23 protein-coding genes and 1 pseudogene are annotated in these 24,133 nt (G+C 73.1%); 11 read left to right on the top strand and 13 right to left on the bottom strand.

Annotation, left to right across the window (positions count from 1 at the left end):
• The first annotated feature begins 33 nt into the window (after positions 1 to 33).
• On the top strand, positions 34 to 897 hold the full coding sequence (locus ACFYL6_RS02915) for an NAD(P)H-binding protein (protein WP_387166557.1): 864 nt from the start codon (positions 34 to 36) through the stop codon (positions 895 to 897).
• Between the two features lie 16 nt (positions 898 to 913).
• Here ACFYL6_RS02915 and ACFYL6_RS02910 read toward each other — a convergent pair whose 3' ends face one another.
• From ACFYL6_RS02910 to ACFYL6_RS02900, 3 genes are read right to left on the bottom strand one after another with little or no spacing between them, the layout of a single operon-like run.
• Complete coding sequence (locus ACFYL6_RS02910; RefSeq protein WP_387166555.1) at positions 914 to 1,696, bottom strand: ABC transporter permease; 783 nt, start codon at positions 1,694 to 1,696, stop codon at positions 914 to 916.
• A 31-nt stretch (positions 1,697 to 1,727) separates the two neighbouring features.
• A complete protein-coding gene (locus ACFYL6_RS02905; protein ID WP_387166552.1) occupies positions 1,728 to 2,486 on the bottom strand; it encodes an ABC transporter permease in 759 nt (252 codons plus the stop codon).
• A gap of 15 nt (positions 2,487 to 2,501) precedes the next feature.
• On the bottom strand, positions 2,502 to 3,479 hold the full coding sequence (locus tag ACFYL6_RS02900) for an ABC transporter ATP-binding protein (RefSeq protein ID WP_387166549.1): 978 nt from the start codon (positions 3,477 to 3,479) through the stop codon (positions 2,502 to 2,504).
• Between the two features lie 204 nt (positions 3,480 to 3,683).
• Between ACFYL6_RS02900 and ACFYL6_RS02895 the strand changes: the two genes are divergently transcribed.
• From ACFYL6_RS02895 to ACFYL6_RS02875, 5 genes and pseudogenes are all read left to right on the top strand, one after another.
• A complete protein-coding gene (locus ACFYL6_RS02895; RefSeq protein WP_387166546.1) occupies positions 3,684 to 5,501 on the top strand; it encodes a glycoside hydrolase family 3 protein in 1,818 nt (605 codons plus the stop codon).
• 9 nt (positions 5,502 to 5,510) lie between these two features.
• A pseudogene (locus ACFYL6_RS02890) lies at positions 5,511 to 6,434 on the top strand (exo-beta-N-acetylmuramidase NamZ domain-containing protein); the annotation flags it as partial.
• A gap of 125 nt (positions 6,435 to 6,559) precedes the next feature.
• Entirely contained in the window at positions 6,560 to 6,799 is a 240-nt protein-coding gene (locus tag ACFYL6_RS02885) for a hypothetical protein (protein ID WP_387166544.1), read from the top strand.
• An 11-nt stretch (positions 6,800 to 6,810) separates the two neighbouring features.
• The gene (locus tag ACFYL6_RS02880) at positions 6,811 to 8,610 is read left to right on the top strand and encodes a serine hydrolase (RefSeq protein WP_387166541.1); all 1,800 of its coding nucleotides are present in this window, start codon (positions 6,811 to 6,813) and stop codon (positions 8,608 to 8,610) included.
• Between the two features lie 50 nt (positions 8,611 to 8,660).
• Entirely contained in the window at positions 8,661 to 9,137 is a 477-nt protein-coding gene (locus ACFYL6_RS02875) for a hypothetical protein (protein ID WP_387166538.1), read from the top strand.
• A gap of 18 nt (positions 9,138 to 9,155) precedes the next feature.
• Here ACFYL6_RS02875 and ACFYL6_RS02870 read toward each other — a convergent pair whose 3' ends face one another.
• Positions 9,156 to 10,139 (bottom strand): helix-turn-helix domain-containing protein, encoded by a 984-nt coding sequence (locus ACFYL6_RS02870; RefSeq protein WP_387166535.1) that lies wholly within the window; start codon positions 10,137 to 10,139, stop codon positions 9,156 to 9,158.
• A 112-nt stretch (positions 10,140 to 10,251) separates the two neighbouring features.
• Between ACFYL6_RS02870 and ACFYL6_RS02865 the strand changes: the two genes are divergently transcribed.
• Positions 10,252 to 10,818 carry a maleylpyruvate isomerase N-terminal domain-containing protein gene (locus ACFYL6_RS02865; RefSeq protein ID WP_387166533.1) on the top strand — a complete coding sequence of 189 codons (567 nt, stop codon included), beginning with the start codon at positions 10,252 to 10,254 and terminating at the stop codon, positions 10,816 to 10,818.
• Between the two features lie 154 nt (positions 10,819 to 10,972).
• Here ACFYL6_RS02865 and ACFYL6_RS02860 read toward each other — a convergent pair whose 3' ends face one another.
• The 3 genes from ACFYL6_RS02860 to ACFYL6_RS02850 all read right to left on the bottom strand — a co-directional run bounded on the left by ACFYL6_RS02860 (position 10,973) and on the right by ACFYL6_RS02850 (position 13,472).
• On the bottom strand, positions 10,973 to 12,262 hold the full coding sequence (locus ACFYL6_RS02860; RefSeq protein WP_387166530.1) for an MFS transporter: 1,290 nt from the start codon (positions 12,260 to 12,262) through the stop codon (positions 10,973 to 10,975).
• 146 nt (positions 12,263 to 12,408) lie between these two features.
• Positions 12,409 to 12,951, bottom strand: coding sequence for a GNAT family N-acetyltransferase (locus ACFYL6_RS02855; RefSeq protein ID WP_387166527.1), 543 nt, complete (start codon positions 12,949 to 12,951; stop codon positions 12,409 to 12,411).
• 32 nt (positions 12,952 to 12,983) lie between these two features.
• On the bottom strand, positions 12,984 to 13,472 hold the full coding sequence (locus ACFYL6_RS02850; RefSeq protein ID WP_387166524.1) for a DUF1992 domain-containing protein: 489 nt from the start codon (positions 13,470 to 13,472) through the stop codon (positions 12,984 to 12,986).
• A 229-nt stretch (positions 13,473 to 13,701) separates the two neighbouring features.
• On the opposite strand from ACFYL6_RS02850, the gene ACFYL6_RS02845 reads away from it, so the two are divergent.
• A complete protein-coding gene (locus tag ACFYL6_RS02845; RefSeq protein WP_387166521.1) occupies positions 13,702 to 14,352 on the top strand; it encodes a LysE family translocator in 651 nt (216 codons plus the stop codon).
• Positions 14,353 to 14,361: 9 nt separating this feature from the next.
• On the opposite strand, the gene ACFYL6_RS02840 is transcribed toward ACFYL6_RS02845, so the two are convergent.
• The 3 genes from ACFYL6_RS02840 to ACFYL6_RS02830 are packed head-to-tail and all read right to left on the bottom strand — an operon-like array spanning position 14,362 to position 17,227.
• Complete coding sequence (locus tag ACFYL6_RS02840; RefSeq protein ID WP_387166518.1) at positions 14,362 to 15,186, bottom strand: SDR family NAD(P)-dependent oxidoreductase; 825 nt, start codon at positions 15,184 to 15,186, stop codon at positions 14,362 to 14,364.
• The gene (locus tag ACFYL6_RS02835; protein WP_387166516.1) at positions 15,183 to 16,523 is read right to left on the bottom strand and encodes a flavin-containing monooxygenase; all 1,341 of its coding nucleotides are present in this window, start codon (positions 16,521 to 16,523) and stop codon (positions 15,183 to 15,185) included. Before ACFYL6_RS02835 ends, ACFYL6_RS02840 begins: the two co-directional genes overlap by 4 nt.
• Positions 16,524 to 16,579: 56 nt before the next feature.
• Entirely contained in the window at positions 16,580 to 17,227 is a 648-nt protein-coding gene (locus ACFYL6_RS02830) for a TetR/AcrR family transcriptional regulator (RefSeq protein ID WP_387166512.1), read from the bottom strand.
• 57 nt (positions 17,228 to 17,284) lie between these two features.
• Here ACFYL6_RS02830 and ACFYL6_RS02825 point away from each other — a divergent pair, with 57 nt between their 5' ends.
• The 3 genes from ACFYL6_RS02825 to ACFYL6_RS02815 all read left to right on the top strand — a co-directional run bounded on the left by ACFYL6_RS02825 (position 17,285) and on the right by ACFYL6_RS02815 (position 20,397).
• Complete coding sequence (locus ACFYL6_RS02825; RefSeq protein WP_387166509.1) at positions 17,285 to 18,643, top strand: MFS transporter; 1,359 nt, start codon at positions 17,285 to 17,287, stop codon at positions 18,641 to 18,643.
• 26 nt (positions 18,644 to 18,669) lie between these two features.
• Positions 18,670 to 19,824, top strand: a complete 1,155-nt coding sequence (locus ACFYL6_RS02820; RefSeq protein WP_387166506.1) for a hypothetical protein — start codon at positions 18,670 to 18,672, stop codon at positions 19,822 to 19,824.
• Between the two features lie 231 nt (positions 19,825 to 20,055).
• A complete protein-coding gene (locus tag ACFYL6_RS02815) occupies positions 20,056 to 20,397 on the top strand; it encodes an RNA polymerase-binding protein RbpA (protein ID WP_030327608.1) in 342 nt (113 codons plus the stop codon).
• Positions 20,398 to 20,476: 79 nt separating this feature from the next.
• Here the strand turns inward: ACFYL6_RS02815 and ACFYL6_RS02810 are convergent, their stop codons facing one another.
• The 3 genes from ACFYL6_RS02810 to lnt all read right to left on the bottom strand — a co-directional run bounded on the left by ACFYL6_RS02810 (position 20,477) and on the right by lnt (position 23,657).
• A complete protein-coding gene (locus ACFYL6_RS02810; RefSeq protein WP_238681388.1) occupies positions 20,477 to 21,007 on the bottom strand; it encodes an FxsA family protein in 531 nt (176 codons plus the stop codon).
• A 114-nt stretch (positions 21,008 to 21,121) separates the two neighbouring features.
• Positions 21,122 to 21,931, bottom strand: a complete 810-nt coding sequence (locus ACFYL6_RS02805; protein ID WP_387166503.1) for a polyprenol monophosphomannose synthase — start codon at positions 21,929 to 21,931, stop codon at positions 21,122 to 21,124.
• A 34-nt stretch (positions 21,932 to 21,965) separates the two neighbouring features.
• Positions 21,966 to 23,657, bottom strand: coding sequence for an apolipoprotein N-acyltransferase (lnt, locus tag ACFYL6_RS02800; protein WP_387166500.1), 1,692 nt, complete (start codon positions 23,655 to 23,657; stop codon positions 21,966 to 21,968).
• Positions 23,658 to 24,133 lie beyond the last annotated feature (476 nt).

Genomic DNA, 24,133 nt, shown 5'->3' with positions numbered 1-24,133 from the left:
CAGCGTAACGTCGATAACAAGGGAGCTCTCATCATGTTCGTCGTCACCGGTGCCACTGGTCACCTCGGGTCCCAGATCGTCGACCGGCTGCTCGACCGGCTCCCACCCGACGCCGTCGGCGTGAGCGTGCGCGACGTCGACAAGGCCGCGGGCCTCGCCGAGCGTGGCGTGCGGGTACGCGCCGGAGACTTCACCGACCCGACCACGCTGGAACACGCCTTCGAGGGTGCCGACAAGGTCCTCGTCGTGTCCGCCGCCATCCGCGGCGCCGACGCGGTCGTCGCGAACCGCGCCGCCATCGACGCCGCGCACGCAGCGGGAGCCAAGCGAATCCTGTACACCAGCCACCAGGCCGCCTCCCGGGACTCGCTGTTCGCCGCCCAACCCACGCACGCCGCGGCCGAGGAGCACCTGGCCGGGCTGGGGGTTCCCTTCACCGCCCTGCGCAACGGGTTCTACGCGAGCACGCTCAGCTTCTCCATCGGTACGGCGCTTCAGACCGGTCAACTCGTGGCGCCGGCGGACGGCCCGGTGTCCTGGACCGCGCACGCCGACCTTGCCGAGGCCGCGGCGATTGCCCTGACCGAGGAGGGCCTGCTCGACGGCATCACGCCGGCGCTGACCGCAGCAGAGGCGCTCGACCTCGAAGCGGTGGCCGGCATCCTGAGCGACATCACGGGCCGCGCCGTCACCCGCGTCGTCGTCACCGACGACCAGTGGCGGGCGGCAGCCATCGAGCGGGGTACGCCGGCGGCAGCGGCCGAATTCACCCTTGGCCTGTACCGCGCGGCGCGACGCGGAGAGTTCGCCGTCACCGACCCGACGTTGCAGACGCTGATCGGTCACCGCCCGACCTCCGTGCGCTCGGTGCTCGAGGCCATCGTCGCCCAGCGGTGACACGCTCGAACGCCGGTCAGCGCAGCATCGCCCGGGTCATTCGGCGGGTGGCGACGTACATCGCGATCGAGCCGAACGCGAGGAGGTAGGCCACCGGGATCAGCAGGTCCCAGCTGAGGCGGCCCAACGCGGGTTCCCGGACCAACTCGATGCTGTGGTAGAGCGGCAGCGCCTGGATCAGGGGCCGCACCGCCTCCGGATAGACCGACAGGGGATAGAAGGTCGTCGCGAACAGGTACATCGGCAGCATGAACAGCTGGATGTACTGGAAGTCGGGGAAGTCTCGCAGGTACGTCGTGACGGCCAGTCCGCCGGCGGCGAACGCGTACGAGATCAGCAGCGACGCCGGTAGGGCCAGCAGCACCCAGGCCGACGTGACCAGCCCACCGACGGCCATGAGGGTGAGAAATCCGATCGACGTCAGCAGCGCGTTGATCATCGCGCTGGTCACCTCCCCGACGGCGATGTCGGTGACGGAGAGCGGTGTCGGCAGGATCGCCTCGTAGGTCTTCTCGACCCTCATCCGGATGAACACACCGAAGCTCGTCTGGTTGAACGCCGTGTTCATCGCCGTGGTCGCCAGGATCGCCGGGGCCACGTAGGAGGCGTACGGCACATCGACGCCGGGGACCGTGCCGACGAGCATCCCGACGCCGACGCCGATCGACAGCAGGTACAGGATCGGTTCCACGAGCGCGTTGAGCAGCGGCGTGACCGACCGGCGGTAGATCATGAAGTTGCGCTCGATGAGCGCCAGGGCCCGGCGTCTGGTCCAGGCGGGTACGGCGACGGTGGTCATGGTGTCTCCACGAGGCTCTGGGCGTGGGCCGTCACGGGTGCAACCGTCGGCGGTAGGTGACTCGGGCGACCAGGAAGCCGCCGATGGCGAGCGCCAGCAGGTAGGCGATGTGGACGGAACTGCCGGTGATCGTCGCCGTGCCGAGGCTGAGCGTGCGGCACAACTCCACCCCGTGCCACAGCGGCAGCAGGTAGGACACCGGTCGGATCCACTCGGGTAGCTGCGAGACCGCGAAGAACGTACCGGAGAACATGTAGAGCGGCATGATGACGAAGCGGAAAACCGTGTCGATGTGGCGCAGCTTGCGGACGCCGACCGCCCACGCGGCGGCGGGTGCCGCGAACGCGACCCCGGTCAGCGTCGCGCCGAGCAGGGCGCCGAGGGCCCACCACCCCCCGATCAACCCGAACGCGGCCATCACCACGATGAAGGCGCCGCTGGCGATGAGTACCCGGAAGGTGATGAAGAGCAGGTGCCCGGCGGCGAGCTGCTCCGGCCTCAGCGGTGTCGGTGTGGCGCTGCGGTACGCCCCGAAGCCGGCGGCCCGGGCGACGCCCCCGGCTCCTTCCAGGAACGCGTTCTGCATCGCGGCGGCGGCCAGCATGCCGGGGGCGAAGAACGCCGCGTAGGAGACGCCGGCGATCTGGGCCGGCGCGTTGTCGTCGACGAGGGCGCCCAGCCCGGCGCCGATGCCGATGAGGAACAGCAACGGGTTCAGCACGTTGATCACGATCGAGCCGCGCCAGGTGCGCCGGTAGCGCGTCAACCAGTACCGGAATACACGAAACACCAGTGAGCTCCCCTGCTACTCGATCAGCGATCGGCCGGTGAGCTTGAGGAACACGTCCTCCAACGTCGCGCGGCGGACCAGCGCGGTGAGCGGCGTGAGCGACATGGCGTGCACCGTGGCGAGGGCGGACTCGCCGTCGGCGGTGTAGACGAGCACCCGGTCGGGGAGCAGTTCGACGCGGCCCTCGGTGTCGTTGCCGCCGGTGGCCAGCACCGACGTGCGCAGTTTCTCCGCCGCGGTGTCGCGTTCGTCGAGGCGGAAGCGGAGTTCGAGAACCTCGCGGGTGGCGTACCTGGTGATCAGTTCCCGGGGCGAGCCCTGCGCGACGATGCGGCCGTGGTCGACCACGATGAGCCGGTCGCAGAGCTGCTCGGCCTCGTCCATGTAGTGGGTGGTGAGGATGAGCGTGACGCCCTGCTGTTTGAGCTGGAAGAGCCGGTCCCACAGGATGTGTCGGGCCTGCGGGTCGAGGCCGGTGGTCGGCTCGTCGAGCAGCAGGATGTCCGGTTCGTTGATCAGTGAGCGGGCGATGGTCAGCCGCCGACGCATGCCGCCGGAGAGCGTCTCGACCTGGTCGCCGGCCTTCTCCTGAAGCTGGGCGAAGTCGAGCAGCCGGGTCGCGCGGTCCCGGATGACGGCCCGCGGCAGACCGAAGTACCGCCCGTAGATGTGCAGGTTCTCCCGCACGGTGAGCTCGTTGTCCAGGTGGTCGTCCTGCGTCACGACGCCCAGCCGGGCGCGGATCTCCGGCCCCTGCTTCATCGGGTCCATGCCCAGCACGCGCAGGCTGCCGCCGCTGATCGGTGACGTCGCGGCGATCATCCGCATGGTGGTGGACTTGCCGGCGCCGTTGGGGCCGAGCAGCCCGAAGGACTCCCCCCGATCGAGCGCGAAGTCGATGCCGTCGACCGCGCGGAACTCCGCTGTGGACCCGCGTGCTGGGTAGATCTTGGTCAGGTTGCTCGCCTGGACCAAAGGGTGCTCGCTCACCACGGCAGTTTACGAACACGAACAGTACTCTGCAAGATTCGAGCAAAGCTTTGTAATTTCCTGACTCTGCATCGGGTGTCCTTTCGCAACGGTTCGAGCACTCTCCCTAGGGGCCTCCCATTTCAACCGACGGCAATCTGTAGGTTGTCTTCTTGACGGGCGGCTGACGTGTAGCTAAGTTTCAGCCACCCGGACTGAGAGGCGTCTATGCAGACCCGACTCGTTACCGCGACCGCCCTGGCGGCCACACTGGCGGCCACCCTCGCTTCCCTGCCTGCCCAGGCCGCCACGCCGGTGCGCCCATCGACCGCCGAGCACGGCTGGGTCACGTCGACGCTGCGACACATGAGCCTGGAGCAGAAGGTCGGACAACTCTTCGCCACCTACGTCTACGGCGGTGACGCCACCGACCCCAGCGCCGCGGACCGGACCGCGAACCTCGCCGCCTTCGGTGTGGAGACACCCGCCGAGGTGATCGAGCGGTACCACCTGGGCGGCGTCTGCTACTTCTCCTGGTCGCACAACCTGGACAGCCCCCGGCAGATCGCGACCCTCTCCAACGGACTGCAGAGGGCTGCCCGTGGCGACGGGGCAAAGGGCAGGGTCCCACTGCTCATCTCCACCGACCAGGAGCAGGGCGCGGTGGTGCGAATGCCCTCCCCCGCCGCCCAGTTCCCCGGGTCGATGGCGCTGGGCGCGGGGCGGTCGCCCCAGGCCGCCCGGACGGCGGCGGAGGTCACCGGACGCGAGCTGCGCGCCGTCGGCATCCACCAGCCGTACGCGCCGATCGCCGACGTCAACGTCAACCCGGGCAACCCGGTGATCGGCGTGCGGTCCTTCGGTGCCGACCCCACCCTCGTGGCCGACCTCACCGCCGCCCAGGTCACCGGTTTCCAGGACCGGGCCGGGGTGACCGCCGTGGCGAAGCACTTCCCCGGGCACGGCGACACGGCCACCGACAGCCACACCGGTCTCCCGGTGATCAACCACAGCCGCGCCGAGTGGGATCGGATCGACGCGCCGCCGTTCAAGCGTGCCATCCGCGCCGGTGTCGACACGATCATGACGGCGCACATCGTGGTTCCGGCGCTCGACCCGTCCGGCGACCCCGCGACGTTGTCGCCGACGATCCTCACCGGCGTGCTGCGCGGTGAGCTCGGTTTCCGGGGCGTCATCGTCACCGACGCGCTGAACATGGCTGGCGTGCGGGCGAAGTACGGCGACGAGCGGGTGCCCGTACTGGCGCTCAAGGCCGGCGCCGACCAGCTCCTGATGCCGCCGAATCTCGCGCTGGCGCGGGACGCGGTGCTGCGGGCCGTCGCCACCGGCGAGCTCACCGAGCGTCGGATCGACGAGTCGGTCCGACGCATCCTCGGCGTGAAGTATCGCCAGGGACTCGCCCGCTCGCCGCTGGTCGACGTCGAGACGGCCGTCCGGACCGTCGGCGCCCCGGAGCACCTCGCCGCCGTCACCCAGGTCACCGACCCGACGCTCACCGCCGTCCGCAACGACGCCGGAGTGCTGCCCCTGCCCCACGCCGACCGGTCCGTCCTGATCACCGGCTGGGACAGCGCCGCCTTCGCCCCGGTCGCGACGGTCGCCGCCGGATTCACCACGCGTGGTGCCCGCGTCACCGCCCGACCGGCGACCCTGCCCTCCGACGCGACGATCACCGCCACGGCGAGCCAGGCAGCCGAGCACGACCTCACCGTCGTGCTCGTGAACAAGGCGTGGGACACCGCCGTCACCGACCCGCGAGCCACCCAGCAGCGCCTCGTCGCGGCGCTGCTCGGCGCCGGGAAACCCGTTGTCGTCGTGGCCGTCCGCGACCCGTACGACATCGCGTACCTGCCGGGTGTCACCACCTACCTGGCGACGTACTCGTACACCCGCGCGGCGATGGACGCCCTCGTCCGCGCGCTGCACGGCGAACTGTCCCCGAGCGGACGGCTGCCCGTCACGATCCCCACAGCCGAGGGGGCGGGCTCCGTGCTCTACCCCTACGGCCACGGCCTGAGCTGGTAGGAGGCAAGCATGCAGCGGAGGAATTTCCTGGTCGGCGCGGTCGGTGCGGGCGCGCTGGGGGCGGGGACGCTCGGTGGCGGACCGGCGGCGGCCAACTCCCGTGACCGTCGGGTCCGCACCGGCCTCGACGAGCTGGTGTCGTCCGGGTTCGCCGAAATCGCCGGTCAGCGCGTGGGCGTCATCTCCAACCCGACCGGCGTCGACGCGTCCTACCGGCATCTCGTCGACCTGATGCACGGCTCCGGTCGGGTGCACCTGGTCGCGGCGTTCGGCCCGGAGCACGGCTTCCGCGGCTCCGCCCAGGCCGGTGGCAGCGAGGGAACCGGCGTCGACGCACGCACCGGCATCCCGGTGTACGACGCGTACGGCGCCTCGCAGGCCCGATGGGAAGCGATGTTCACCGAGGCCGGGGTGGACACCGTGGTCTTCGACATCCAGGACGTCGGAGTCCGCTTCTACACCTACATCTGGACGATGTACACCTCGATGGTCGCCGCGGCCCGGGTCGGCAGACGCTACGTCGTGCTGGACCGGCCCAACCCGATCGGCGGGCGGGCCTACGGGCCGATGATGACCAACCCGTACACCTCGGGCGTGGGTCTCAAGGAGATCATTCAGCAGCACGGGATGACCGTCGGAGAGCTGGCCGGGTTCTTCAACGCCACGTTCCTGCCGGCCGAGGCGGGACGACCGGTCGACCTGCACGTGGTGCGGTGCCGGCACTGGAAGCGCGACGCCCTCGCCGCCGACACCGGCGTGCCCTGGGTGATGCCCAGCCCGAACATGCCCACCCCGGACACCGCTCTGGTCTACCCGGGCACCGGGCTGTTCGAGGGTGTCGCCTCGATCACCGAGGGGCGCGGCACGTGCCGCCCGTTCGAGCTGATCGGCGGGCTGGCGACGGACTTCGACCACCACTGGGGTGACCGGCTCAACGCCCGGAACCTGCCCGGGGTCGAGTTCCGCGAGGCGTACTTCTCACCGACCGCGGCGGGCAGAAGCCGGACCTGCTCAACAAGCTCTGCGCCGGCGTCGAGGTCAAGGTCGTCGACCCGGCGGTGTACGACCCGATCCGCACCGGCGTGGCCATGCTCGTGGAGGCGCACAGGTACCCGGCGTTCGCCTGGCGACGCGACTCGTGGGACACCGTGCGCCCGTACTGGATCGACAAGCTCACCGGGTCGCCGCGACTGCGGACCCAGATCGACGCCGGAGCTGACGTGGACGACGTCGTCGGCGCCTGGGCCGAGGAGTTGGCCACCTTCAACCGGCGTCGCCGGCCCTACCTGCTCTACTGAGGAGTGCGGTGATGACCAGGTCGACCCCTCGTCCGCTCCGCTCACTCGCGCTCGGCCTGGCTCTGGTGATCCTGGGCACGGTGCTGCCCAGCACCGGGGCGGTCGCCGCGACACCCACGTCCGGTCCGCCGACCGTCACCCCCGCGGACATCCAGTTCCGTCACGACACGTTGCGGCGCGGCAGCGCCCGCCAGGTCGGACTGCTCCCCGACCAGGTGGATCGCCTGCCCACCGACCTGGCGGCGTATCTCCAGCCGACCCCGGAGCACCCCGGCTACCCGGCGTACGCCGGCGCGGTGGTCCTGGCCGCCAAGGACGGTGTGATCGTTGAGCACGCCGCCGTGGGCAGCGCGGTGAAGTACTCCGCGGTTGGGCCACCGCCCGACCTGGTCGGCGTGGAACTCCCCGCCGACCAGCAGATCCCGACCCGGCGCGACACCATCTTCGACCTGGCGTCGGTGTCGAAACTGTTCACCACGATCGCCGCCATGCAGCAGGTGGAGCGGGGGCGGGTGGAACTGGACGCGCCGGTCGTCCGGTACGTCCCGGAGTTCGCCGCCGGCGGCAAGGCGGCGGTCACCGTGCGGATGCTGCTCACCCACACATCGGGCCTGCCCGCGTTCACACCGCTGTGGAGCAGGTACCCGACACCGGCCGAGCGATTCGCCGCCGCGCTCGCCACGCCGCTCACCACCGGGGCAACGCCCGGTAGCCAGTATGTCTACTCCGACCTGGGGCTGATCGCGCTGGGCGTCCTGCTGGAGCGGGTGACCGGTCGGCCGTTGGCCGACCTGGTCCGCGACGGCGTGACCGGGCCGCTGGGCATGACCGACACCGGCTACAACCCGGGCCCGGAGCGACGGTCGCGGATCGCCGCGACGGAATACCAGCCGTACGCCGGACGCGGCATGGTGTGGGGTGAGGTGCACGACGAGAACGCGTGGTCGCTCGGCGGGGTGGCCGGGCACGCCGGCGTCTTCTCCACGGCCGCGGACCTGGCCGTGCTCTGCCAGTCACTGCTCAACGGCGGCGAATACCGCGGCCGGCGGATCCTGCGCTCGGAAACGGTGCGCGCGATGCTGGTCAATCACAACGCGCCGCTCGAGCCGGCCTACCCGGAGAGCGACCGCGGGCTCGGCTTCGAGCTGAACAAGCACTGGTACATGATGGGGCTCTCCTCTCCGGTGGCCTTCGGGCACACCGGCTTCACCGGAACGTCCATCGTCATCGACCCGCTCTCCCACTCGTTCGTCGTCATGCTCAGCAACCGGGTGCACCCGGACCGGGGTTGGGGCAGCAACAACGTCGCCCGACGGGCCGTGGCGCGTGACCTCGCGGAGGCGATGCCGGTACGTCCGCGCTCGGCCAGCGCCTGGCGGGCCGACCCACGCGACTCCGCGACGAGCACGCTCACGGCGCCGCTGCGTCGGCCCGGCCGTGGCGGGGCGGCGAGCTTCCTGCTCTGGTACGACACCGAGCCCCGCTTCGACAGCGCGCGATTCGAGGTCTCCGCCGACGGTGGTCGGACCTGGGCGCCGGCGACGATGCAGCTTCGCGACGCCGCCCGCCGGTGGAGCGCCGACGGCACGGTCACCGGCTACGGGGGTCGGGTGTGGTGGCAGGTCACGGTGGCGCTGCCCGATCAGGCCACCCACCTGCGGTTCAGCAGCAGCACCGACGGCTCCGGCCAGGGGCGTGGCGTCTACGTCGACCGGGTCGTAGCGGCGGACCGGCACGGCATGCTGTTCGCCGGCGAGGGTGCCGACGCCTCCCGGTTCGTCGCCGACGGGTGGTCACCGGCGCGGAGCTGAGAGGAGTCGAGTTTGACCCTCGACCGGGTCGAGGCCCGACCATCGGCGACATGACCGACCAAGCGACCGCCGACCCGACAATGACCCGCATCATCGAGGCCGTACAGCTCGGCCACAGCGGCGCGCCTGCCCAGGCCCGTGAGCTGCTCACCGCGTTGTGGGACGAACTCGGCCCCACCGGCGACGCCCTGCACCGCTGCACCCTGGCGCACCACCTCGCCGACCTGCAGGACAGCACCGAGGCGGAGCTGGCCTGGGACGAACGGGCCCTGGCCGCCGTGTCCGACCTGACCGACGAACGTGCCCAGCGACACCTGCCCTCGCTCCAGGTCCAGGCGTTCCTGCCGTCGCTGCACCTCAACCTGGCCGACTGCCACCGGCGCCTGGGCAACGTCGGCCAGGCCCAGGAGCACCTCGCCCGGGTGCGCGAACACCTCGTGCGGCTGCCGGACGACCCGTACGGCGACAGCATCCGCGCCGCGGTCCGTGACTTCGTCGCGGACGATCCCACCGACCGCCGGAGGTAGCGCGGTCGGTCCGGCGGGTCACCGGTCCTGGTGCGCGACGGCCCTGCGGTACTCCTGCGGCGAACGTCCGTAGTGGGCACGGAAGAGGCGGCTGAAGTGGGCCTTGTCCGGGAATCCCCAACGGGCGGCGATGACCTGGACCGGCTGCCGCGACAGCGGGTTGCCGAGGTCACGCCGGCACTGCTCCAGGCGCTTGGCGCGGATGAGTTCGGCGACCGTCGTCGCCTCCGCCTCGAACAGGCGGTGCAGCGACCGCAGCGAGATGTGGTGGGCGGCGGCGACGCTACGAGGGGTGAGCTCGTCACTGTCGAGGTGGCGGTCGATGAAGTCGACGACGCGGGCGCGCAGCGCGGTGTGCCGGGCCTCCGGGGACAGCGCGTCCTCGACGTCGAGGTACTCGGCGAGAGCGGCGGTGAGCAGGTCCAGCGCCACACTGCCCAGGATCTCGGCCTGGGCCGGCTCGAACTGCTCCGGGTGCGCCGCGATGCTGCGCAGGTGGTGGGCCAACAGCCCGCCGACCCCGACGTGCGACGGCATCGGCGTGGCCAGCAGGCGGCGGAGCCGGTCCGGTGCCAGAGGCAGCGCCGCGTGGGGTATCTGCACGGTGATCGTCGTGGCGGGACCGGGGCCGCCGGCGCGGTGCCGGGCGACGTGCCGCCGCGCGGGGTCCAGGAGCGTGAAGTGCTTACCGGGTTCCAGCGTGGACTCGGTGCGGTCCTGGATCAGGGTGCTGTGACCCGTCAGTGGCAGCGTGAGCTGGTACACGTCCCCTTCGGCGCTGCGGACCAGTTTCCTGGGCCGGATCGCGTCCAGCGACGGGTACCGCAGCGAGGTCATCCGAATGCGGCCGAGATCGATGGCCTGCGCGTAGGCCACGAAGTTGTCCAGGTGGCCGCTGCTGATGTGCGCCGGCGCCGTCTCCTGAGCGACCAGGGCATACCAGAACGCGAACCGGTCCGCCGGGGGCAACGCCGTCGTGTCCACCACAAGGTTCGGCAACACTCTGCTCGCCTCCCCCCATGTGCAAGGATGGATTCTTGCATGCCTCAACTTTCTTTACCCATGACGGGATTTCCACGCCCGCTGCTGCCCGGCGGGTCGGCGAGTGTCGGCGGTGAGCGGCGCCGACCTGCGGGAGGCAGCCGAGGAGATGACCCGGGTGCTGCTGCCACACCGGGACCGCGACTGGTCGGTGCCGGCCGGCTCGCTGCGGTGGAGCTGCTGGACCACCGCGGCGCACGTCGCGCACGACCTCCTCGGGTACGCGGGCCAGGTCACCGGCCGCCCGGATGACGGCTATCTGCCGTACGACCTGCGGGTCTCCCCCGACGCGAGCCCGACGCAGGTGCTCACCGTGGTGCGGGCCTGCGCCGGGCTGCTCGCCGCCGCCGTCGACGCCGCCCCGCCGGACACGCGGGCCTGGCACTTCGGTCCGTGCGATCCGGCCGGCTTCGCCGCCATGGGCGTGGCCGAGACCCTGCTGCACACCCACGACATCACCCTCGGCCTCGCTGTGCCGTGGCAGCCGCCGCACCGGCTGAGCGCGCTGGTGCTGCGCCGACTCTTCCCGGACGCCCCGGCCGGGGCGGCACCCGAGGTGCTGCTCTGGATGACCGGCCGCGGTGAGCTGCCCGGCCGGGCGAGGCGCACGTCCTGGAGTTGGCGGGCCGCGGTCGACTGACGCGCAGCCGCGTCGAGGGGGTGGGTGGTCGCCTGTCGGGCGACCACCCCGGTTGGAGCGTCAGGGTCAGGTCCAGCTGATGCCACGGTTGCGAACGCTGCGCATGCCCTTCTCCTCTCACCTCGGTGACGGCCCCCGTACCCGCCAGGTGACCTCAGAGTCGGCCACGGCCCGCTTCGGCGGTAGGGATGTCGGCGTTCGGAGTCGTTCGAGCTTGTTCGACCGCAGACTCGAACGTCGCTGGTGTGGAGGCAGGTCGCCGCGGCCACAGCGGCACGACGGCCAGGACCGCCACCGCGCCCGACAATCCGCTGAACCCGATCACGGTGGTGGCCGGCCACCGGTCGGCGGCCAGACCCGCGAGGACCATCGCCGTCCCCTGCAGCACACTGAGACCGGTGATGGCCACCCCGAACGCGCGTCCCCGGTACTGCGTCGGCACCGCCCGGCCGAACAACGCGTTCAGGGGGATGGCGAAGGCGCTCGCGGCGCCGGCCAGCACCAACAGCAGGAGCATCATCCACAGCGGAGGGACGAGCCACGCCACCGTCAGCACCCCGGCCGACATCGCGGCCAGCGGCAGGATGAGCCGTGGCCGGGCCGCCGGTGGACAGAAGCGGGTCAGCGCGACCCCGCCGAGGGACATCCCCAACGGCGCCGCCGCCAGCAACAGTCCGACGGTGCCGGCGCCGCCGCCGTACTGTCGGGCCAGCGGTGCCATCAGCCCTTCGGCTGCGTAGGTGAAGGCGCTGGCGATCCACAGGACGAGAACGTAGGACCGCAGCCGGGAATCCGCGAAGATCACCCGCAGACCGGCAGCCCGGCCCTGACCGGTCGGGTTCGACCGCGGTCGAGGCGCGGGGCGGGACCGCACGCCGATCCTGATCAGAAGAGCCGACACCAGAAACGTGCCGGCATCCACCAGCAGGGCACCGCGCAGCGACAGCAGCGCCACCAGACTCCCCCCGACGGCGAAGCCGACCACCTGCACGACCTGGGCGCAGATGTTGTCCACGCCGTTGGCCAGCGCGTAGCGGTCGCCGTCGAGCACTTCAGGCATCAACGCCGCCCGCGCCGCCACGAACGGTGGCCGCATCAGGTTGACCACGAAGAGGAGCACCACCAGAGCCGGCGCGGGAAGGTCCGGCAGCGCCGCCAGCGGGATGAGCGCCGCCCGGCCAAGATCACACGCGATCATCACGCTTCGCCGGGGAAACCGGTCGGCGAGACCGGACAGCAGCGGTCCGCCGGTGAGCCAGGCCAGGTAGGAACTGGCGTAGGCGGCGGCGGCCAGCGCGGCCGAGCCGGTCTCGCTGAAGACGAGGTACGCCACGGTCACGGCCGTGAGCTGGTCGCCGGCCAGGGACAACAGGTACGCACCGAACAGGTGGCGGTATTCGCGCACCGCGAACACCTCGGCGTACGTCGCGGCGCGCTCGGTCACTTCGCCCCGTCCCTCCCGCGCCGCCGGACGTCTGCGGCGCTCGGGCCAGACCGTATCCGCGTTCGCGCCGTCGGGGCCGGGAGCAGGCGTTCGGACCTGTTCGGATCCGTTCGCACCAGGTTCGGGCGCGGAGGTGTGCCGCCCGGCTAGCCGGCGTCGAGCGAGTGCCGGTGACCGTCGAGCGGGAAGGGCGGCCGGGCCGGCACCACCTCCTGGAACACGAACCCGCACTTCTGCGCCACCCGGCAGGACGCCACGTTGTCCACCTGGTGCAGCAGGTCGAGACGGGCCAGCCCGGGAAACCGGTCGAACGCCCAGCGGCTCAGCGCGGTGACCGCGCGCGGGGCGACGCCGCGACCGCGTGCCCACGACGCCGTCCAGTAGCCCACCTCCGGCGCCGGGCGCTCCGGCGTGACCCCCTTGAGCACCGCGTTGCCCACCAGCCGAGCGCCGTCGGCCTGCTCTTCGAGGACGGCGAAGCTGTACCGCCGGCCCTCGGCCCAGTCCCGCAGGGCGCCGTCCAGCCACCGCCGGGCCTCGGCGGCGGTGGTCACCGGGAATCTGGTCCAGCGGCGCAGCACCGGATCCCGGTACGCCTGCACCAGCTCATCCAGGTCGTCGGCGCACCAGGGGCGCAGGGCGACACCCGGCGTCGAGGGCGTGCCGGGTGTCTGCGATTCGATGAGCATCGGCACAGTCTGCCGTGGCCGTGGCCCGGGGGTCAGCCCCGACGGCTACGCCACCGCCGCCACCAACTGCGGCGGGGCCGGCGCGCCGGCGTCACGACGGTCGCCGGTTCGGTGGCGGTCGTCGTGACCTCGGGCCGGGCCCGCTCGGCGCGCCAACGGCGGACCACGTCATCGGCGTTGACCGGCCGCACCACGACCCGGGGGCCGTCGGGGTTGCGCAGCCACGCCACGATCTGCGCGTTCAACTGCGCCACGAAGTCGCGGACGGACTCCTCGGTGGGCAGGTCACGGACCTCGTCGGGGACCTGCTCGATGCGCCGGCGTAGTTGCAGCGACGTGGGCAGGAGCAGGTCACTGGGGAGTGCCTCGCGCTCCAGGAAGCTCTTGATCCACCACGACTCGTCGTACGGCGCCCCACGGCCGGGGATCGGCTTGCCCATGCCGGGCAGGTTGTCGAACTCGCCGCGCTGAACGGCATCCTGGATCTTCGCCTCCACGGACGCTTCCCACGCCTCGGTCACCGTGCGGCACCTCCCTGGCCACCGTAACGCGCCCCCTCCGGCCGGCGACGCGCACTTGTCAGGGGTCAGCGCGCCCGCCACGGTGCGCATTCCCGCCGCGGCGCGGCCGGCGGCACCGAACGCGAGTGGATCACCCGGGATCGCAGGCCACGGCCTGCGAGGTGGCCCTGGGTTGGGACGTTCATCCCGATTACGGTCGGTGTGGGAACTACCGAACGGGGGGCACGTCATGGTGGGTACGGGTGCACTGCTGGGTATCGCGTTGGTGGCGTTGGGGCTGGTACTCACCCCCGGCCCGAACATGGTCTACCTGGTGTCCCGCTCGGTGGCGCAGGGCCGCAGGGCCGGGCTGATCTCGCTGCTCGGGGTGGCCGCCGGCTTCGGCGTCTACCTGGCGGCGGCGGTCGCCGGTTTGGCCACCGTCTTCGTCCTGGTGCCGACGCTGTACGCGGTGGTGAAGCTGGCCGGTGCCGGCTACCTGCTCTGGCTGGCCTGGCGGACGCTGCGACCGGGTGGGCACTCGCCGTTCACGCCGGCGCCGCTGCCGCCGGACCCGCCCCGGCGACTGTTCACCATGGGCCTGGTCACCAATTTGCTGAACCCGAAGATCGCGATCCTCTACGTGTCGCTGCTACCGCAGTTCATCGACCCGACGCGTGGGCACCTGGCCGCGCAGAGCCTGCTGCTCGGTCTGACCCAGATCGCCGTCGCGCTGATCGTGAACGCGCTGATCGTGCTCAGCGCCGGCTCGCTGGCCGGGTTCTTCGCCCGTCGGCCGGTGTGGCTGCGGGTGCAGCGGTGGGTGACCGGTACGGCGCTCGCGGCGCTGGCCGTCCGCATCGCCGCCGACCGCTCGCGCGCGGCCGTCGCCACGCCCTGACCTGGGCGGTCACCGCCCCCGGTAGCGGTTGACCATGCCGGCGGCCAGCGGCGCGGCGTGAAGGTCACCGGCGGCGAGCCGGGCGGCGAGGGTACGCCGTACCAGCCGGTCGGCGAGCGCGGGCGCGTGCCGGCCGACGGCCATCTCCAGCCGACCGCGTGCGGTGGTCGCCACGTCACGGGGCGCCCGCCGGGCGGTGGCGGTGCGCAGGATCGCCGCGACCACCCCTTCGACGGGCTCGGGGCGGGACACCCCCCGCAGGGACAGCCCGGCCGCGGCGGTGCTGTCGTGGATCGGTGAGGCGACCATGCTCGGGTAGACGACGCTCACCCCGACGTGGGTGCCCACCTCGTGGCGCAGCGCGTCGGCGTAGGCGACCAGGGCCCGCTTGCTCACCCCGTACGCGGCGGCGAGCGGCAGGGGCAACACGGCCATCCGGCTGGCCACGAAGATCACCCGCCCGCGGGCGGTGAGCAGCGGGGGCAGCGCGGCGGCGGTGGTGCGCCAGGCGGCGAGCAGGTTCACCTCCAGTTGCTGGCGGACCACCTCGTCGGGCGGCAACTCGGCCGGCGCGGGACCACCGACCCCGGCGTTGTTGATCAGCAGGTCGAGCCCGCCGAGCCGGTCGACGGCGGCCCGCACCGCCGGTGGCACGGCGTCCGGGTCGGTCAGGTCGCAGCCCAGCACCGGAACGTCGTCGTCGGGGCGGGCGTGCAGGTCGAGCCCCACCACCCGGGCGCCGGCCGCGCTCAGCGCCGCGCCGAGGTGGCGGCCGAAGGTCCCGCTCGCCCCGGTGACCAGCACCCGCCGACCGGTCAGGGATCGACCGCTCACCGGGGTGCCCCCGCCGGGGACGCCGCGCCGGAGCGGGCGCGGCGCGTCCCGGCGGTCAACTCCCGGGCCAGCTCGGCCAGGTAGACGTCGAAGTCCACCCGCATCGCCGGGCGGCGCTGACCCCAGCGGGCGGTCGCGGCCCGCAGTTCGGCCCGGCAGGCGGCGCGCTGCCGCTCCGCGTCCGGCAGCGCGTACCGGCCGGCGAGGTGCGCCGCGATCAGCTTGGCCTGCGCCTCGACCAGGGGGAACGCGGACCCGGTGGACTGCATCAACCCGACGAAGCTCAGCCCGGGGGCGTCGGGGTGGAACACGTGCCGGTACAGCGGAAGGGTGTCGGCGCCCCCGGCGAGCAGCGCCGGGTCGAGGAACGGGACGTCCACCCGGTAACCGGTGCACCAGATGATCAGGTCGACGCTGTCGCTGCGGCCGTCGGTGAACTCCACCCGGTCGCCGTCGAGGGCGGCGACGCCGGGCCGGGCCTCGACGTCGCCGTGGGTCAGCCGCGACAGCAACCCGTCGGAGAGCGTCGGATGGTCCTGCAGGAAGCCGTGCGTCGGCGCGGGCAGCCCGTAGCGGGCGGGGTTGCCGACGGTGGCGCTCAGCATCGTCTGGCTGATGCGTTGGCGCAGGCGCCACGGCAGTCGACGGGCCAACGCCCCGTTGAGGGTGTCCGAGGGGCACCCCAGCAGGTACTTCGGCACCACCCAGACGCCCCGGCGCAGCGACAGCAGGGTACGGGTGGCGGCGTACGACGCGTCCACGGCGATGTCCATCGCGGAGTTGCCTCCGCCGACGACCAGGACCCGTCTGCCGGCCAACTGCTCCGGGCCCCGGTAGTCGTGGCTGTGGATCTGCTCGGCGGTGCACTCGCCGGGGTACCCGGGATCGGGCAGCCGGGGCACCCGGTTGTGCCCGTTGGCGACGACCACGGCGTCGACGGTGACCTCGACCGGGCCGGTCGGGCCGCTGGCGGCCACCGTCCAGGTGCCGTCGGGATGCTGGGTGACCCGTTCGACGGTGTGGCGCAGCCGGATGGTGTCGGCCAGCCCGAAACGCGCGGCGTAGTCGGCGAGGTAACCGGCGACGCGACGGTGGTCGGGGTAGTCGGGCCAGTCCGTGGGCATCGGGTGGTCGGCGAACTGGGTGCGACCACGGCTGGTGTTGAGGTGCAGCGTGCGGTACGCGGGCGAGTCGGGCGCCCCGTACACCCAGAGGCCACCGACCTGCTCGGCGGCCTCGAAGCCGACCGTCGGCACGTCGGCGTCGCGGAGTGCCTTGACCGCGGCGAGCCCGGCGGCGCCGGCCCCGATCACCGCCACCCGAGGTGGTACGCCCATTGCCGCCCCCCATTAATCCAACGTCCGATGGATAATCGTCGCGCGGCGGCGGCCCGTCAAGGGGTCGGTGATCCGTACAGCCCGTCGAGCAGGCGGTGCACGAACGCCCGGAACTCGCGCCGCTCCCGAGCGCCGGGCGCGCCGGCGGCCAACGCCACCACGTGCCCGTGCGTCGCCCACACCAGACTCCGTACGGTGATGTGCGGGGTCGGCTCGGCCAGCGCGCCGGTCGCCGCGGCGGCGGTGAGCAGCTCCGCGACCAGCCGGTACAACGGGTCGGCGTAGCGCTGGTCGAGCTCGGCGTGCCGCTGCGGTTCCAGCCAGCGGCGCAGCCACAGCGCGGTGGTCTCGGGGCGATCCTCCAGGAAGTCCACGAAGACGTCGACCAGCTCGTGCAGGGCGCGCCGCGCCGCGTGCGGACCCGCGTCGAGAGCGGTACGGGCCTGCTCGGCGGCCTCGGTGAGCACCTCCCGCTCGGCGGCGAACACCCGGGCGAAGCACGCGTCGTAGAGGGCTGCCTTCGTACCCGTGTGGTGCGCGACAGTGGCGACGTCGACCCCGGCGGCGGCGGCGACCTCCCGCAGCCCGACGGCGTCGAAGCCCCGCTCGGCGAAGAGCGCGGTCGCCGCGGTGAGCACCACCTCGCGGGTCGGCCGGGTCTCGTCGCGGCGGGGCCGACCCGGGCGGCGGCGGGGCATGGTCATGGTCGCCATTCTGCCCCTAGAATCCAGCAACCGTTGGATTGCGGAGAGGATGCGGCGATGACCGGGCTGGACCGGCGGCCCGCGGCCGCCACCGACACGACGCTGCCGCGCGGCCCCCTGGCGGGCTTCGCGGCCGGCTCCCTCGGCATGGGTGTCTGGGTGACCGTGCCCGGCCTGTTGCTGCTCTACTTCCTCACCGACGTGCTGGCCGTCGGGCCGTGGCTGGCCGGCCTGGCGCTGCTGCTGCCGAAGGTCGCCGACGTGCTGCTGCACCCCTGGGTGGGGCACCGCGCCGACGTCGAGCAGACCCGCCGCGGCGACCGGCGTCGCCTGCTGCTGCTCGGCTGCGCCCTGCCGGTCGCGTTCGCCGCGCTCTTCGCGGTGCCCGGCGGCCTGACCGGCACGCCGGCCGCCGCGTGGGTGGCTGTGTTCTTCATCGCCGGCAACCTGCTCTTCGCCGCCTACCAGGTCCCCTACCTGGCCACCCCGGCCGACCTGCGCATCGGCTACCACGAACGCACCCGGCTGATGGCGTTCCGGATGGTCGTGCTGACCCTGGGCATCCTGGTCTCCGGGCTGCTGGCCCCACTGCTGACCGGCGGCGACGCCGCGACGCGGGGCGGCTACCAGCGCATGGGCGTGGTCCTCGCCGTGGGGATGCTGCTGGCCATGCTGGTCGGTGTCGCCGGCATCGCCCGGCTGCGCGGGTCCGCGCCGGCCAGCACCTCGTCCGGGCACGGCGGGTGGCGGGCCCTGCGCACCGCGCTGCGCGACAGGCAGTTCCGGTGGCTGGTCGCCGCGTATCTGGCGATGTCCACCACCACCCACCTGGTGCTCGCCGGGGTGCCCTACTACGCCGAGTACGAGCTGCGCGCCCCCGGCCTGACCACGGTGCTGGTGGCCGCGTTCGTGGCGCCGGCGCTGCTGGTCACCCCGGCCTGGCTGGTGGTGGCCCGACGCGTCGGCAAGCAGCGGGCGCTGCTCGGCGCGCAGGGCGCGTTCGCCCTCGGCTCGCTGGTGCTGGCGGTGGGCCGCCCGGCCGGCCTGCCGGTGCTGGTCGCCGCAGTGGCGGTGCTCGGGGTGGCGTTCGCCGGCATGCAGCTGCTGCCGTTCTCGATGCTGCCCGACGTGATCCGCGCCGCCAGCACCACCAGCGCCATCGGGGCCGGCACCTACACCGGGGTGTGGACGGCCACCGAGGCCACCGGCGCGGCCCTGGGCCCGTACGCGTACGCGCTGTGCCTGACCGTGGGTGGTTTCGTGGCCTCGACGGCCGGTGAGTCGCCGGTGCAACCGGACGCCGCGCTCGCGGCGGTCCGCTACGGCTTCGGGTTGCTGCCGGCCGTGGCGATGTTGGCGGCGCTGCTGCTGCAACGCCGTTACACCCTGGACGCGACGGCCCGGGCGACGAGCTGATCGGCCGGCACTAGACTTCGCCCTCGATGGACGCCCAGCCCAGCACCACCGAGACCCGCCCCTGCGCCCACTGTGGACGGCCGGTGCCGCAGCGTGTCGGCGCGGGTCGACCGTTTCGCTACTGCCGCGACAACGACGGCGCCTGCCAGCGCGCCTCCCGCAACAGCCGGATGCGGCACCGCAACGCCCCCGGCCTGCCCGGGCAGGTGGCCCGCACCTGGGAGGCGGTGGACCGCCTCGACCAGATCGTCGAGACGTTGACCGAGTCGCTGCACGCCGAGTTGTCCCCGGTGGGGGTGCAGCGGCAGCTCGCCCAGGCCCGCGCGGAGGCCGCCACCGAGATCGCGGCGGCGCAGACCGAACGCGACGAGGCCCGCGACGACGCCGAGGCCGCGGCGGCCGACGCGGCGCGGGCCCGCGAGCAGGCCCGTGACGCCCGCGCCGAGGCCGACGACGCCCGCCAGCGCGCCGAGCAGGCGCAGCGGCAGGCTGTCGCCGCCGACGAGCGGGCCCAGCACGCCGAGGCCGCCCGCGACCAGGCCCGCCACGAGGCCAGCGCCGCCGAGGCGCTGCGCGCCCAGGCCGAGCGCGACCGGGACCAGGCCCGCGCCGAGGTGCGGGACCTGCGCACCGAACGCGACGCCGAACGGCAGCGGGTGGCCGACCTGAGCGTGGAACGCGACGCGCTGCGCGCCGAGGCCGAACGGGCCACCCGGGCCGCCGCCGAGGCGACCGAGCGGGCCGGGCGGTGGCAGGCCGAGGTGCAGGACGTCCGGCGCCAGATCGAGCAGTCCCGCGCCGACGCCGCACGGACCCGCGCCGAGGCCGCCGACGCCGCCCGGGCGCGCGAGCAGGCCGACCGGGCCCGTGACCGCGCCGAGGTCGCCGCCCGGCAGGCCGACGACGCCCGGCAGGAGGCCGCCGAGGTGACCGCGCGGCTGCGCGCGGAGGTGGCCGCCCTGGCCGCCCAGCGCGACACGCTCACCGCGGAGTTGACCGCGGCCCGGCAGGCCACGGCGACCGCCGAGGGTCACCGCACCGCCCTGACGGTACGACTCGACGCCGCCGAGACCGACCGGGACCTGGCCCAGCGGCGGGTGGCGCAACTCGGCGACCAGGTCAGTGACCTGGCGTTGGCGCTGGCCCGCCTCGGCGCCGCCACTCCCGGCGACGCCACCTGATGATCGTGGCGCAACCTTCGGTAGGCTCGGGCGGTTAACCTCCCCGGTGGCAGCGGACACACACCGTTGTCCCGACCCGCCTGGGGATCACCTCACCGGGTGAGCGTCCCGGCCGGCTACCCTTGGTCCCGGCCCACCCGTCGACGCCTCACGCCCTCGGGCGGGAATGGCTCGACGGGGACGCACCGTTACACCCAGAAGACCAGCACCACGAACGAGGGGAAGTCGATCATGGGCGAGCGTATGCTGCGCGGAAGCCGCCTTGGCGCGGTGAGCTACGAATCCGACCGCAACACGGAGCTCGCGCCGCGTCAGACCCGCGAGTACCTCTGCGCCAAGGGCCACCAGTTCGAGGTGCCGTTCGCCGTCGACGCCGAGGTCCCGACGACCTGGGAATGCAAGTTCGACGGCAGCGTCGCCCGACTCGTCGACGGCAGCGAGCCGGAGCAGAAGAAGGCCAAGCCGCCGCGTACCCACTGGGACATGCTTCTGGAGCGGCGCTCGATCGCCGAGCTGGAGGACATCCTCGAGGAGCGGCTGCAGGAGGTTCGGACCCGCCGCGGCCGCGCCTGAGCCGCACGACGCACAACGACGACGCCCCCGGGGAATCCCCGGGGGCGTCGTCGTGTCTGTGCGCGGTCAGTGGCTGGTCTCAGTGCCGACCGGGCTCGACGATCTCGCCCTCGATGGCCCGGCCGCCGTCGACCACCACCGGCTGTTCCGGCTGCGGAGTCGGTTGCGGGGTCGGTTGTGGCGCACCCTGGCGCACCCGCACCGTGCGGGGCCCGAACAGGTCACCGGCGACCATCGACGACACCCGCCGCTCGGTGGCGCGTCGCACCCCGGCGCGGGCCAGTCGACGCACCGGCGGCACCAGCAGCAGCAACCCGACCAGCCCGCTGACCAGGCCGGGCACCGCCAGCAGCAGCGCGCCCGCCAACCCGACGAGCCCGTCGGTCACCTGCCCGCCCGGGGGCTGCCCGGCCGCCGCCGCGGCCCGGAACCCGCGCCAGGCGCGCATGCCCTCGCGGCGCAGCAGCACCAGCCCCAGCAAGGACGCGGCGAACACCAGCAACACCGCCGCCCCGAACCCCAGCGCCCGTCCCACGCCGACGAACACCGCCAGCTCTAGCACCACCGCCAGCAGCAGGGCCAACGGTACGAACCTCAGTCCTCGGCGCATCTCACCTCATCGCCATTCCTGCGGACACCACGGACGTGGTCCGCTCATCCAGCATGACACGGCCGCGCTCACGGCCACCGTGCCTGACCGCTCACGGCCACCGTGCCTGACCGCTCACGGCCACCGTGCCTGACCGGTGGCGGTGCCGTGCAGGCCCCGGCGTACCGCCTGGCGCCGGTCGCGCACACCCCAGGCGGTGATCCGCCACAGCGCCTCGGCCACGATCTTCGGGCTCATCTTGCTGTCGCCGCGTTCCCGCTCGGCGAAGGTGATCGGCACCTCCACGATCCGCACCCCGGCCCGGTGCGCCAGCCGCGACAGCTCCACCTGGAACGAGTAGCCCTGCGAGGTCACCGACCCCAGGTCGATGGCGTCCAACGCGCTGATCCGGTACACCCGGTAGCCGCCGGTGGCGTCGGATACGGGCATGCCCAGCGCCAGGCGCGCGTACAGGTTCCCACCACGTGACAGCAGCAGCCGCCGCAGCGGCCAGTTGAGCACCCGCGCGCCGCGGGTCCACCGGGAGCCGATCACCACGTCGGCGTCGCGGGCGGCGGCCAGCAGCGCCGGCAGGTCCTCCGGGGCGTGCGAGCCGTCGGCGTCCATCTCCACGACCGCCTGGTAGCCACGCTCGCGCGCCCACCCGAACCCCGCCAGGTACGCCGCGCCCAGGCCCTCCTTGCCGTGGCGGTGCAGCACCTGCACGTGCGCGTCGCCGTCGGCGAGGGCGTCGGCGATCGCGCCGGTGCCGTCGGGGCTGTTGTCGTCGGCGATGAGGATCTGCACCGCCGGGGCGGCGCGCCGGACCCGGCCCACGATCACGGCGATGTTGTCGGCCTCGTTGTAGGTGGGGATCACCACCAGCACCCGGCCCACCCCGGGCACCTCGTCCGCGCGTCGGATCGTATCGGTCGCCTGGATCACGGTTCCTCCGCTCCCGCCGGCGTACCGGCTGTTGCTATCCGGGCCTGACCCGCTGCCGTCGGCGCAGCACCGCCGCGCCGACCAGGGCCGCCGCGGCCAGCGCGGCGAGCGCCACCTCGGGCCACCAGCCGAGGCGGGTGGCGAGGGTGCGCCCGTCGTCGAGCCGCAACTGCCGCACCATGACCTCCCGGGTGTTGAACCCGGTGGCATCGCTTACCCGCCCGTCGGGTGCGACGAACCCGGACACTCCGACCGTGGAGGCCATCAACGCCGGCCGTCCGTGCTCCACCGCCCGCAGCCGCACCATGGCCATCTGCTGGCGGGCCTCCGCCACGTCGAAGGTGGCGTTGTTGGTCTGCACCACCAGCAGTTGCGCGCCGCCGGTGACGGTGTCGCGGACCACCTCGTCGTAGGCGACCTCGAAGCAGATCACGTCACCGAGCACGGCGGGGCCGGCGCGTACCACGCCCGGGGTGCTTCCCGGCACGAAGTCGTTGCGGATCAGGTCGACCTGCTTGCTGACCATCCGGGCCACGTCGCGCAGCGGCACGTACTCGGCGAACGGCACGGGGTGGCGTTTCGTGTACAGCTGGTCGAGGTCCGGGCCGGTGCCGGGACGCCACAGGATGCCCGCGTTGCGGACCTGCCCGGCGTCGGGGCCCAGCAGCACCGCGCCGACCAGGATCGGCGCGCCGATGGTGTCGGCGGCCTGGGAGATCCGCGCACCGGCGGTGGGGTTGCGCAGCGGGTCGATGTCGCTGGAGTTCTCCGGCCACACCACCAGGTCGGGTCGCCGCTGCTGCCCGGCGGCCACCCGCGCGGCCAGCTCGATGGTGGCGTCGACGTGGTTGTTGAGCACCGCCTGCCGTTGGGCGTTGAAGTCCAGGCCCAGCCGCGGCACGTTGCCCTGCACGATCGCCACGGTGACGCTGGTGCCGGACCCGGCGGTGGCCACCGGCACCAGCAGAGCCCCGGCGGTCAGCGCGACGGCCACGACGGCCGGTACGACCACCGGCGCCCACCGCCGTGCCGCCGTCGCCCCGGCGGGTGACCGGCCGTCCAGCGGGCCGTCAGCGCCCGGCACGGCGTCACTGGGCGGGGGTGCGGGGCGCCGGGCGGTGACCCAGGCCCCCCAGGCGGCGGTGACCAGCAACCCGCCGACGAGGGCCACGGCGAAGGTGACCAGTGGGGCGCCGCCCAGCGCGGCCAGGCGCAGCAGCGGTGAGGTGTCCTGGCTGAACGCCAACCGCCCCCACGGGAACCCGCCGAACGGGGTGCGGTCACGCAGCGCCTCCTGCCCGACCCAGAGCAGCCCGGTCAGCGCCGGCCACGCCCAGCGGGCGCGGTCGGCCAGCGGCGACACCCAGGCGGTGGCCGCGCCCAGCAGCGCCAGGTAGCCGGCCTGCAGCAGCGACAGCAGCACCCACGGCAGGTAGCCGGTGTGCAGGTTCGTCCAGGCCAGCAGCGGGGCGAAGAACGCCACCCCGGTCAGGAAGCCCAGGCCGGCGCCGGCGCGCAACCGCCGCCGGTGCGCGGCGGCGGCCAGCAACGCCACCCCGACGGGCGCGAGCGGCCACACCCCGTACGGGGGGAACGCCACCAGCAGGGCCAGCCCGGCGGCCACGGCCAGGGGTACGGCGACCCGCAGCGGCAGCGGCCGACCGGCAACGACCGGCTGGGGCAGCGCCGCCGGGGTGTGGGTCTCATCCCGGTCCAGGGTCGTCACCGCTTCACCTCGATCACGGGGCGAAGGTTACCTGGCTGGCGGGTGAACCGGCCGCGTCGGGCCGTCGGGCACGAACCGCCCGGGGGACATGAAATCGGGGCGCGGCTCGCGCCGCGCCCCGATGCTCCCAGGCCCTTCCCGGCCGGTGTGGCGAGGATGGGGCACGACGACCTTCGGACCGACCGGACGTGGACTGGCTGCCCCCGCCGGGCCGTTGTCTACTGGCCGTGCACCTCACCCTGCCCGTACACCGGTAACCGCGGCCGGTTCGCGCCGCCCCGCCGACCCCCGCCCGCTGGACCTGGCCGCCGCGACGATGACGCTGAAACATGTCGCTCGGCCAGCGGACGAAGGGACGAAGCGAACAACAGCCGCTTCCCGTGGTAGGACTCAAAGACGGTACGTGCCGACCCCCGTCGGTTGTCAACCCGCAGCCGGCCTGTCGTGTGTTGTAACACGGCGTGTCGGGTCGGCGA

Source organism: Micromonospora sp. NPDC007208 (assembly GCF_042869175.1).
GTDB classification, from domain to species: Bacteria; Actinomycetota; Actinomycetes; order Mycobacteriales; family Micromonosporaceae; genus Micromonospora; species Micromonospora foliorum.
The sequence above is the reverse complement of the archived record's forward strand: the minus strand, read 5'-3'. Positions and strand labels throughout refer to the sequence as shown.